Below are 9,508 nucleotides of genomic sequence, written 5' to 3' on the forward strand. Positions count from 1 at the left end.
GCCAAGGACGACCAGTATAGAAAAGCAAATATCGGACATTATCAACCACTGAACTACAAGCCAGTTAGTCCAGACTATTACTTAAAGACGGCCTTTAGTGACGCGATCATGACTGTTCTATATGCTCGTGATGAATATTACCAACGGCAAAAACAGGCGCAAGGTTTAAAGGAGACTGAGTGGGAAATGACGAAAAAGCAGCGGCAACATCAAACCCGGAACCGGCATGAAGATGGGGGCATGCACTTGTAATCACAAAATTAGCGATTGGTTAATTGGAATGAATGGCAGCCCTTTATACACCTTGCTATTAAGACAAAACGGGGTGCGCGGGGTGTACTCGATTGGTCGAGTACAGACGCCAACTTTGTATATGGTTTATCAAAGAGACCAGGCAATCAAAAACTTTAAGCCGGAACCCTATTTTGAACTAAATGCTGAAATTCTTGCTAATCAGCAAAAATTCGTCGCAAAATTAGACCCCTATCAGCGATTTAAAGATGAAGCAGGACTAATAACATTCATGCAAGCTAAGCACGTTCAGAAAGGCTCACAGGCCGGTTTAATCAAGGACGTCCAAAAACAAGACAAAAAGCGTGCTAGTCCACAACTATTCTCACTATCCAGTCTGCAAAGTGCCATGAATAAACGGTATCATGCCAGTGCCAGCCAAACCTTAGCCGCCATTCAGAGTTTATACGAAGCTAAGTTCCTTAGCTATCCCCGAACCGATTGTGCTTATATCACTGATGAAGAATTTGAGTATTTAGTGGCTAATCTGACGAAGTATCTGGGGTTAGTCTCTAAGCAAGTCGCTTTAACCAATACCACGCCAAATAAGCGTTATGTTAATGGAAAAAAAGTTGAAGAACACTACGCCATTATCATGACTAAAGTTGTCCCGACGAAAGATCAATTAGCTGCCTTACCTAAATTACAGCAACAGGTCTATGATTTGGTTTTAAGAACCACATTAGCCATGTTTTCTGATCCGTACGAGTACGAGGAAACCACCATTATCACCCAAGTTGGTGACGCCAATTTTAAAGCAACCGGTAAGGTCCCAACTAAGCAAGGTTGGCAAGCTTTATTTGATGATCACAAAACCGACCAGCAAGAGGCAGCCACCCTACCGATCGTTCACCAAGGCGACCAAGTTCAAGCGAATCTGCAAACACCGCAAAAAGAAACGACACCACCGGTACCCTTTACCGAAGGTACCCTGATTACGGCCATGAAGACCGCCGGCAAAACGCTTGATGATGAAGAAGCCCAAGCGATTCTTAAAGATGTGCAAGGCATTGGAACGAGTGCAACCCGGGCAAATGTGCTGGAAGTGTTAAAGAAGCGCGGCTATTTAGTTACTGAAAAGAACAAGCTCCACGTCAGTGAAGCGGGGATTACTTTATGTAAAGCGGTTGAACTCGAACCCTTGTTAACTAGCCCAGAGATGACAGCAAAATGGGAGCAAGCGTTACAACAAATCAGTACCGAAGAACGCACCCCGGATAACTTTTTGAACCAAATCAAAAAGTTCGTGGCAAAATTGATTGCTGATGTTCCCACGCAATTGACTGGCAGTGCAGCCATTAAGCAACAAATCGATCACCAACAGCAAGCGCAAAAAGCCGCCGAAGTCTTCTTAGAAACACCGCAAGCGACCGTTTTAAATAAACAGAAGTTTTACATTGTGAATCCCAAGCAAGGTGAAGATTTTACCTTACCTAAGAAATGGAGTAGCAAGACGCTCGGGAAGACTGCAATTAAAGCGTTAGTTACTAAGGGTGAAACCAGCAAATTAAAGGGTTTCAAGAGCAAAAAGGGGAAGTCGTTTGACGCCAAGTTAAAGCTTGACGGCCATAAATTAAGTTTTGATTTTGATTAGAACCTGCCTACCGCCCTTCACGTTGTTCCGGTTGGTGAACCCGTCATTTAGGTTCACTTTTATAAAGCTAAAAGTAAACCTAAACAACGGGTGAGATTAGCAAAGCAAAGGAGATCATAAAATGAACAACGAATTAGCAGTTTTAGCCAGTGAATTACCCGTTTTGCAGACTAAAGGAGCCTACAAGTATTTAAAAGAAATCACTGGTAACGGCGCTTATTATCAAGTAGCCTGGCAAAAATTGTCTGACGGTTACGTTGCCCTTTATGGCACGACCTCAATTCAAACAAAAGTGGCTCCCATACTGAATGATATTTTTGAAGATGAGGAAGGGTAACTTATGCCAAATAAAGCAGACGTTAAAGCCTGGAAAGCACAATTAGTCGCCCAAGCCGAACAGCAAATCCTAAAATTAACCGATAGTGACCGATTTAAACAGTATCTTAATACCCTGGCTAAATTTCATCATTATAGCGCCAGAAACATTGATTTGATTTATGCGCAAAATCCTCAAGCCACTCAAGTCGCGGGCTTTAAGCAATGGCAGACGGCTTTTAACCGCACCGTCAAACGAGGCGCAAAAGCGATTCGGATTGCGGCCCCGATTATTAAGAAGTTAACACCAGCCGAGAAAAAGCGTCTTGATACCACCGATGAACGCGCCATTGTCGGTTACCGTTATCTACCCGTCTTTGACGTGTCACAAACTAGCGGTGAGCCAGTGTTAAGTGCCAAGAATTTTGTCAAAGAAAATTTAGCCGATCATCAGAATGTAACGAGCTTGTATAACGCGTTCAAAGATTATTTAAACCAGCAAACCGACCTTAAAGTCAGTGAAGTGCCTTTAGAGACGCTAAATGGGGCTAAGGGGTATTTTCAACCCAGCACTAATGAAATCGTCATTGGTGGCGATGAGCCCGATAATGCTTTAAAATTGAAGACGTTATATCATGAATAAGCGCATAGCCAGCTACACGGATTAAAATCAGCCTTTAAAGATCGGCCACGAGTCTATCAGGAAACCCAAGCCGAAGCGATCGCGTATGTTGCCATGCAAAATATTGGCGTTGATACCAGCAACTACTCACTCGGTTACGTGGCCACCTGGGCCAAAGATAAAGCCGTGATCCATAGTGCTTTAAGTGAGATCCAGCAAGTGAGCAACAAAGTGATTGAGCTTAGCGATGGCTTAACCAAACAATTAGGCTTACAAGAAGCCCAAAAAGAGCCTGAGCATAATCTAAAAAAGCTATCAGCCCATGATCTTAATAAGTCCTATCAAGGCTTGCAACAACAAGTTCAGCAAGCAACTAATCCACAACAAAAATCAGAACTACAAAATAAATTAAATGATGTACACCATGAAATCAGTAATCGAACGCAAAAACAACTGAAAGCATTTTCTGAACAAAACCCGGCAATTAAACAACCAGAACATAATGCAGCTAAAACATTGAAAAGATAGGGGGATTTAACACTATGAAAATTGTTCTTTTAGATGGATATGAACTAAACAAAGATTTAAATTGGAAAAGCTTGCAAGAATTAGGCGACTGCACTTTATATGATCGTACCCCAGTTAACGATAACGCTGAAATCATAAAACGAATTAAATATGCTGATATCGTCATTACACACAAAACACCCCTAGATCATGAAGTGATTAGCAAAGCAGCACAATTAAAGTATATCGGGATCATGGGAACCGGTTATGATGTCGTTGATATTGAGAGCGCACACCAGAACAAGGTTGTGGTGACTAACATTCCCACATATGCAAGTGACGCAGTGGCACAATTTACTTTCTCGTTATTATTAGAAGTGACTAGCCAAGTTGGATTGCATAATCAGCTTGTTCATGAAAACCGGTGGGCACAGGCTCCTGATTTTACTTTTTGGGAAAAACCGCTATTAGAATTAAAAGGGAAAACTTTAGGACTAATCGGTTATGGCCATATTGCGCAAAAAGTTGCTAAAATAGGACACGCTTTTTCTATGAAAGTTATTTTCTATAATCATCGTCCTAAGAAAATTACCGAATCATGGATTCAGCAGGTTTCATTTGATGAACTATTAATGCAATCTGATGTGCTTAGTCTGCATGTGATCCAAACACCAGAAACAATAGATTTAATTAATAATGATACGATTGCCAAAATGAAAACTGGGGTTATTATATTGAATACGGCCCGAGGCAAATTGGCTAATGAAGCGGACATTAAGAATGCCTTGAATGAAGGCAAAATTTATGCCTACGCCACTGATGTTGTTAAAGGGGAGCCCATTGCTAGTGATAGCCCATTATTACAGGCCAAAAATTGTTATATTACCCCACATATTGCTTGGGCACCATATGAAACAAGAGAACGGTTATTGCATATAACTGTTGATAATATAAAAGCATATTTATCAGGTGATTTGAAAAACGTTATCAATTAATGGTAATGGTCTGTGAATTTTTTTGCCTGCATTGAAGTAAAATTGGCTAAAGGCTAAAATAAAACAAATAGGGCAAAACAGAGCCAGCAAATAAAGCGTTAAGAAAAATACGGAGAGCTAGAAATTTATAGCTTCTCCGTATTTTTAAAGGACACATTGCAAATTTCTTGTAGTGGGATAAACCGATCAGCGTCAACCACAAAAGAAAGCATCCCCACATCCATTGCATCAAATAACCACGCTAGTCCCGTAACCGTTACTAGTTTTCTTGTTGAGTTCATCCAAAGTCCTCCTAATAAATTTTTCAAAGTGTCAAGACACCCCCTGGTACATGCTTATTGTTTTACCTTTTTAGAGGTGTCTTGTCAATGTAAATTTTCAGATAAAATAAAGGAACCGAAACAAAATGTGATTTTTGATACGGTTCCTTTGTTTATATCTTTAACATGCAAATTGCAAATTAGTACGTTTTTGCTTTTTTATGGTAAGCAAATCTTTCTCTCCAACTTAACCGTTTTCTTTCTTATCTGGTAAAGCTAACCATTTTGAAGTGTCAGACCGCTTTTAGCATCAAACAGATAAATATTAGAATTACGAATATAAAGATCTAATTTTTTGTGGCTATCATCATTAGGAATTCTTTTAGGCGTTTGAGTCACAATATTAACACCATCTTTAGTTTTTAGATAGACAAGCGTATGGCCGCCCATGTATTCAGCCAGATTTTTACTTGCAGAAAGTACAAAAAATCCCTCTTTTTGTGCAGAATTTTCAGGAGCTGTATCATTATCTCCTGACTTTTTTACCTGCGTTACTTTCTCAGGCCGAAAGCCAAGTACAATCTCTCTTTTATCCGTTGGCAAAACTTCTTTTTTCACGAATTCACTAAGGTCATAATTTACACCACCTGAATTAAAAATTCCCTTGTTCGAAAGAGTACCCTTTAAAATATTCATGCTGGGAGAACCGATAAAACGAGCAACGAAGAGGTTACGCGGGTTATCATAAAGTTCTTCAGGTTTACCATACTGCTGTACCACTCCGTCTCGCATGATCAAGATTTTATCCGCCATTGCCATCGCCTCAGCTTGATCATGCGTTACATAAATCGTTACAGTTCCAAGCTGCTTATGTAGCTCGATAATATCCTGCCTCGTTGAAACACGTAACTTCGCATCTAAATTAGAAAGCGGCTCGTCCATTAAAAAGACTTCAGGTGCGCGCACCATTGCACGCCCTAAAGCAACTCTTTGTCGCTGCCCACCAGAAAGCTGCGCGGGTTTACGAGCCAAATAGTCTGTGAGATTAAGCTTTTGTGCTGCTTCCTTGACCCGTGAATCAATTTCACTTTTAGGAAATTTACTAAGTTTTAAGTTGAACGCCATGTTATTGTAAACAGTCATATGTGGATATAATGCATAATCTTGAAAAACCATTGCAATGCTGCGCTTTTGCGGTGGAATATTATCGAAGCGCTTTCCATCTACATTAATTTTTCCCTTTGTAACTTCTTCCAAACCTGAAAAGCAACGCAATAGTGTAGACTTACCACAACCTGATGGTCCAATAATTGCAACAAATTCCTTGTCATCAATCTCAAGATTGATATCCTTTAGGGTATCATTTTCCGCATTATCATAACGCTTATAAAGGTGTTCGATTTGAATCTTACTCATAAGAAACGCCTCCTCGAGTTTATTCTTTGCTTTTTTTTCTGCAGTGATTCATAATAAAAACATAAAATTTAGGTAAGAAAGAATGGTACTCTTGACAAACAATTGACAATGAATCGGGGCGGAAGACATGAAAAAAAGATTTTTTAAAATCGCTAAGCTAACTTTTATGTTGAGTTTATCATTAATTGTCTTAACATGTTGTAGTTTTAGCTCGCAAAAGGAAAAAAATTCAAAAATTACACTTAACTTTTTTAATCAAAAGCCTGAAATAACCGCACAATATCAAAAATTAGCGCGGATGTATCATGCTAAACATCCCAACGTCAATATCCAAATTACTACTTCAGGTCAAGGCGGTGGGGCCGCTGCTTTACAAGCGAAGTTTGCCTCTGGGGAAGCTCCAGATATTATTATGCTTGGCGGGCTACCTGAAATAGATCGGTATAAGGATCATTTGATTAATCTAAAAGATCTTAAGGCAAGTAAAAACATAGTACCAAATCTTGTTAGCGGTGGAATTTCAAATAAACGTATGGTTGGAATTCCAGTCGATCTTGAGGCTTATGGCTGGTCGTATAACAAAGCTGTGTTCGCTAAGGCTGGGATTGATGCCTCAAAGATCAATAACTATTCTGAATTTTTGAAAGCGGTTGAAAAACTCAATTCAGAAAAAAAGAAGATTGGCATCGATGCCGTTTTCGGCTTTAACGGAGCTGATACCAATTCAATTGCTTCTGTTTCAGCACAATTTACTTCTCTGCTGTACAACAATAATCTTGTCAAAGCTTTCAAAAGCAAAACTTTCCCTTGGAAATACGAGAGGCAAATGAAAAATTATTATGATCTCGTAAAAAAATATAATGTACAACCGATTCTTTCAGTTAAATATGATCCTTCTGTCCAAGACCTTTTTTTCAATGGTAAAGTTGCTATGATACCTCAAGGAAATTGGATTATTCCGACGCTTGATGGTCTGGAAAAGGGATACGTGCAAAAAAATCTTGGCATGTTACCGTTCTTTGTTAAAAATGATGGTACTGACCGTCTTTTGACCGGTTCCTCATGGTATTTAGGAATCACTAAAGATCATCCCAAGCGGCAAAAAGCTGCTAAAGATTTTATTAACTGGATGTATACTTCAAAAGAAGCTGAGAACGTAATCATTAACGAAATGCGTTTCGTTCCTGCAACTAAAAACTTTGATGTTTCGAGGCTGCCTGATGATCTTTCTAAACAAATTTATCGGATCGGCACTTCCAAAAACGCACAATCTCCTGTTCACAAACAGTACCCGAATGGCTTTACTAACCAAGCACTTGGGCCATATATACAGCGCTATTTTGTAAATGGGATCTCTTGGAAAGAATTGAAAAAGGAAACATCGGCTAAATATCGACAGCTCAGGGAAATCCAAAGTGGGGAGTGATAAAAATGCTTATCAAAAAACATCAATATCTGGCTTTTGTTTTACCAGCAGTTTTCTTTATACTATTGATTATTGTCGTACCATTTCTGATAGGAATTTATTATTCCTTTACCGATTCCAATGGTTTACGCTCTTCTTTTATTGGTTGGAAAAACTTTGAAGTCCTTTTTCAAGACTCCACCTTTCTGCAGAGTTTTTGGCTAACAGTTAAATTTTCTTTTGTTTCAGTAATTCTAATTAACTTAGTCGGTTTGGCTTTTGCGTTAATCGTCACCAGTCACAACAACAGACTCACAAAATCACTCAGAACCATCTTCTTCATGCCAAATCTGATCGGCGGAATACTACTTGGTTTTATCTGGCAATTCATTTTTACTTCTGCTTTTCAGGCAATTGCCGCTGCTTTTCATCTTGACTTTTTCAAAGGTTGGTTGAGCAACCCTTCAACAGGCTTTTGGGGGATAGTAATTCTGTTTGTTTGGCAGATGAGCGGTTATATTATGTTAATCTATATTTCTTTCTTGAATGCAATTCCTAAGAATACCATTCAAGCAGCTGTTCTAGACGGTGCAAAAGCAACCCAGATTTTCTTTTTCATCCAGCTGCCACAATTGGCGCCAGCCTTTACAATCAGTCTATTTCTAACACTTGCCAACTCGTTTAAACTCTATGAGCAAAACTTAGCACTTACAAATGGTGGCCCATACCGCTCCACAGAGATGATTTCGATGTATATTTATAATACTGCTTTTGTAAACTTCCAGCAGGGATACGCTCAGGCAGCCGGAATTATCCTTTTCCTTTGTGTAACCATTGTTTCCTTTATTCAATTAGCACTTTCAAGAAAGCGGGAGGGATAGAAGATGAAAAAATCAACTAAAATCTTACTTGGCTTTCTTTTTGGAATCATTGCCCTATTCTGGTTCTACCCCTTTATCATTGTTATTATCAATGCTTTAAAGGGAAAAAGGGGAATTTTTCAAAACCCGTTATGGTTTACACGGGACTTTACGTTTTCAAATTTCAAAACTGCTTACCAGGCGCTTGATTTTACAAGCAGTTTCTTTAACTCTTTAGTTATCACAGTAGCCAGTGTCATTGTAATCACATTGGTTTCGGCAGCTGCTGCCTATGCTCTTTCTCGTGTTAAAGGGCCTTTCAGTTCAATTCTCTACTATCTTTGTGCCGGCACCATGCTGATCCCTTTTCAGTCAATTATGATCCCGCTTCTTTCACTTTTTGGCAAAGTTAATTTCCTTAACAGAACGAGTCTGGTCATTATGAACACCGGGTTATCAGTAAGCCTCTCAATTATTCTTTTTTATGGGGCTTTTCAAGGAGTCTCAAAAACTCTTGACGAAGCTGCTGCTTTAGATGGAGCCTATCCTTTTAAAACCTTTGTTTATATTATCTTTCCAGCGGTCAGCCCAATGACAGGTACAGTTGTTATCTTGAATGCAATGAAAATATGGAATGACTACCTGTTACCATCACTAGTCGTTAATAAAGATGGCATGTACACGATTCCACTTAAGATGTATTCTTTCTTCGGTGAAACAAACAGCCAATGGCAATTAGCCTTAGCCGGACTTGTTTTGTCAATGGTTCCGATTATTATTCTGTTCCTCCTATTGCAAAAGCAAGTCATGACAAGTGTGACAGAAGGAGCTATCAAGTAAAGATTGGATTTAATCTAAATAAAAATAGTACAAGAGACCAGGTCAATCTGACCTGGTCTCTTGTACTATTTTTGTAATGTTCATATTATTCAGCAGTTGGATCCTCTGGACTTAATTACTCATAATTAAACTCAGACTATGTGCATAATTTACCATTAATACCTTCCTGTTAACCTTTGCGCTTGTTATTTATAATCAACATCTTACGATCAAATCAGTAAAAATAATTTGTATTTGCGGACTTGTCTCGACTAAAAATTCTGGGCGCCTTTGAAGAACCAACACTTGCTGAGAATCAATTGATTTTAATGCTTCAATAACCCCATTTTTTACGGCTGCAGTAACTTTTAAGCATTCGCCCACATTTTTTGCTGCTTGATGGTAGATTGTAAAATTAATCCGA

Annotated in this window: 7 protein-coding genes and 4 pseudogenes; 8 read left to right on the forward strand and 3 right to left on the reverse strand. The window is 39.0% G+C overall.

The genetic code is table 11. From position 1 onward, the window contains the following. The 5 genes and pseudogenes from FD07_RS11100 to FD07_RS11120 all read left to right on the forward strand — a co-directional run. Positions 1–252: pseudogene (locus tag FD07_RS11100) on the forward strand (MobQ family relaxase); the annotation flags it as partial. 4 nt (positions 253–256) lie between these two features. After that, positions 257–1,885: pseudogene (locus FD07_RS11105) on the forward strand (DNA topoisomerase); the annotation flags it as partial. A gap of 121 nt (positions 1,886–2,006) precedes the next feature. Beyond that, positions 2,007–2,222 carry a hypothetical protein gene (locus FD07_RS11110; RefSeq protein WP_020090525.1) on the forward strand — a complete coding sequence of 72 codons (216 nt, stop codon included), beginning with the start codon at positions 2,007–2,009 and terminating at the stop codon, positions 2,220–2,222. Between the two features lie 3 nt (positions 2,223–2,225). Next, a pseudogene (locus tag FD07_RS11115) lies at positions 2,226–3,350 on the forward strand (ArdC-like ssDNA-binding domain-containing protein). 14 nt (positions 3,351–3,364) lie between these two features. After that, the gene (locus FD07_RS11120; RefSeq protein WP_020090444.1) at positions 3,365–4,324 is read left to right on the forward strand and encodes a D-2-hydroxyacid dehydrogenase; all 960 of its coding nucleotides are present in this window, start codon (positions 3,365–3,367) and stop codon (positions 4,322–4,324) included. A gap of 125 nt (positions 4,325–4,449) precedes the next feature. Here the strand turns inward: FD07_RS11120 and FD07_RS12525 are convergent. Together FD07_RS12525 and FD07_RS11125 are read right to left on the reverse strand one after the other, a co-directional pair. Continuing rightward, positions 4,450–4,524 (reverse strand): annotated as a pseudogene (locus tag FD07_RS12525) (DNA-directed RNA polymerase subunit beta); the annotation flags it as partial. Positions 4,525–4,860: 336 nt separating this feature from the next. Then, on the reverse strand, positions 4,861–6,000 hold the full coding sequence (locus FD07_RS11125) for an ABC transporter ATP-binding protein (protein ID WP_020090442.1): 1,140 nt from the start codon (positions 5,998–6,000) through the stop codon (positions 4,861–4,863). 127 nt (positions 6,001–6,127) lie between these two features. Here FD07_RS11125 and FD07_RS11130 point away from each other — a divergent pair, with 127 nt between their 5' ends. From FD07_RS11130 to FD07_RS11140, 3 genes are read left to right on the forward strand one after another with little or no spacing between them, the layout of a single operon-like run. Next, positions 6,128–7,426 carry an ABC transporter substrate-binding protein gene (locus FD07_RS11130; protein WP_020090441.1) on the forward strand — a complete coding sequence of 433 codons (1,299 nt, stop codon included), beginning with the start codon at positions 6,128–6,130 and terminating at the stop codon, positions 7,424–7,426. Between the two features lie 5 nt (positions 7,427–7,431). After that, the gene (locus FD07_RS11135) at positions 7,432–8,286 is read left to right on the forward strand and encodes a carbohydrate ABC transporter permease (protein ID WP_011668824.1); all 855 of its coding nucleotides are present in this window, start codon (positions 7,432–7,434) and stop codon (positions 8,284–8,286) included. Positions 8,287–8,289: 3 nt separating this feature from the next. After that, complete coding sequence (locus FD07_RS11140; protein WP_011668823.1) at positions 8,290–9,105, forward strand: carbohydrate ABC transporter permease; 816 nt, start codon at positions 8,290–8,292, stop codon at positions 9,103–9,105. Between the two features lie 195 nt (positions 9,106–9,300). On the opposite strand, the gene FD07_RS12400 is transcribed toward FD07_RS11140, so the two are convergent. Continuing rightward, on the reverse strand, positions 9,301–9,508 hold a 208-nt coding region (locus FD07_RS12400), incomplete at its 5' end, for a gamma-glutamyl-gamma-aminobutyrate hydrolase family protein (RefSeq protein ID WP_164477723.1).

The organism is Levilactobacillus parabrevis ATCC 53295 (assembly GCF_001434055.1).
Classification (GTDB): Bacteria; Bacillota; Bacilli; order Lactobacillales; family Lactobacillaceae; genus Levilactobacillus; species Levilactobacillus parabrevis.

Bases quoted from the DNA above. Each gene is read 5' to 3' on its own strand.
- FD07_RS11110 (WP_020090525.1), top strand. From the start codon at position 2,007: ATGAACAACGAATTAGCAGTTTTAGCCAGTGAATTACCCGTTTTGCAG.
- FD07_RS11140 (WP_011668823.1), top strand. From the start codon at position 8,290: ATGAAAAAATCAACTAAAATCTTACTTGGCTTTCTTTTTGGAATCATT.
- FD07_RS11120 (WP_020090444.1), top strand. From the start codon at position 3,365: ATGAAAATTGTTCTTTTAGATGGATATGAACTAAACAAAGATTTAAAT.
- FD07_RS11125 (WP_020090442.1), bottom strand. From the start codon at position 6,000: ATGAGTAAGATTCAAATCGAACACCTTTATAAGCGTTATGATAATGCG.
- FD07_RS11135 (WP_011668824.1), top strand. From the start codon at position 7,432: ATGCTTATCAAAAAACATCAATATCTGGCTTTTGTTTTACCAGCAGTT.
- FD07_RS11130 (WP_020090441.1), top strand. From the start codon at position 6,128: ATGAAAAAAAGATTTTTTAAAATCGCTAAGCTAACTTTTATGTTGAGT.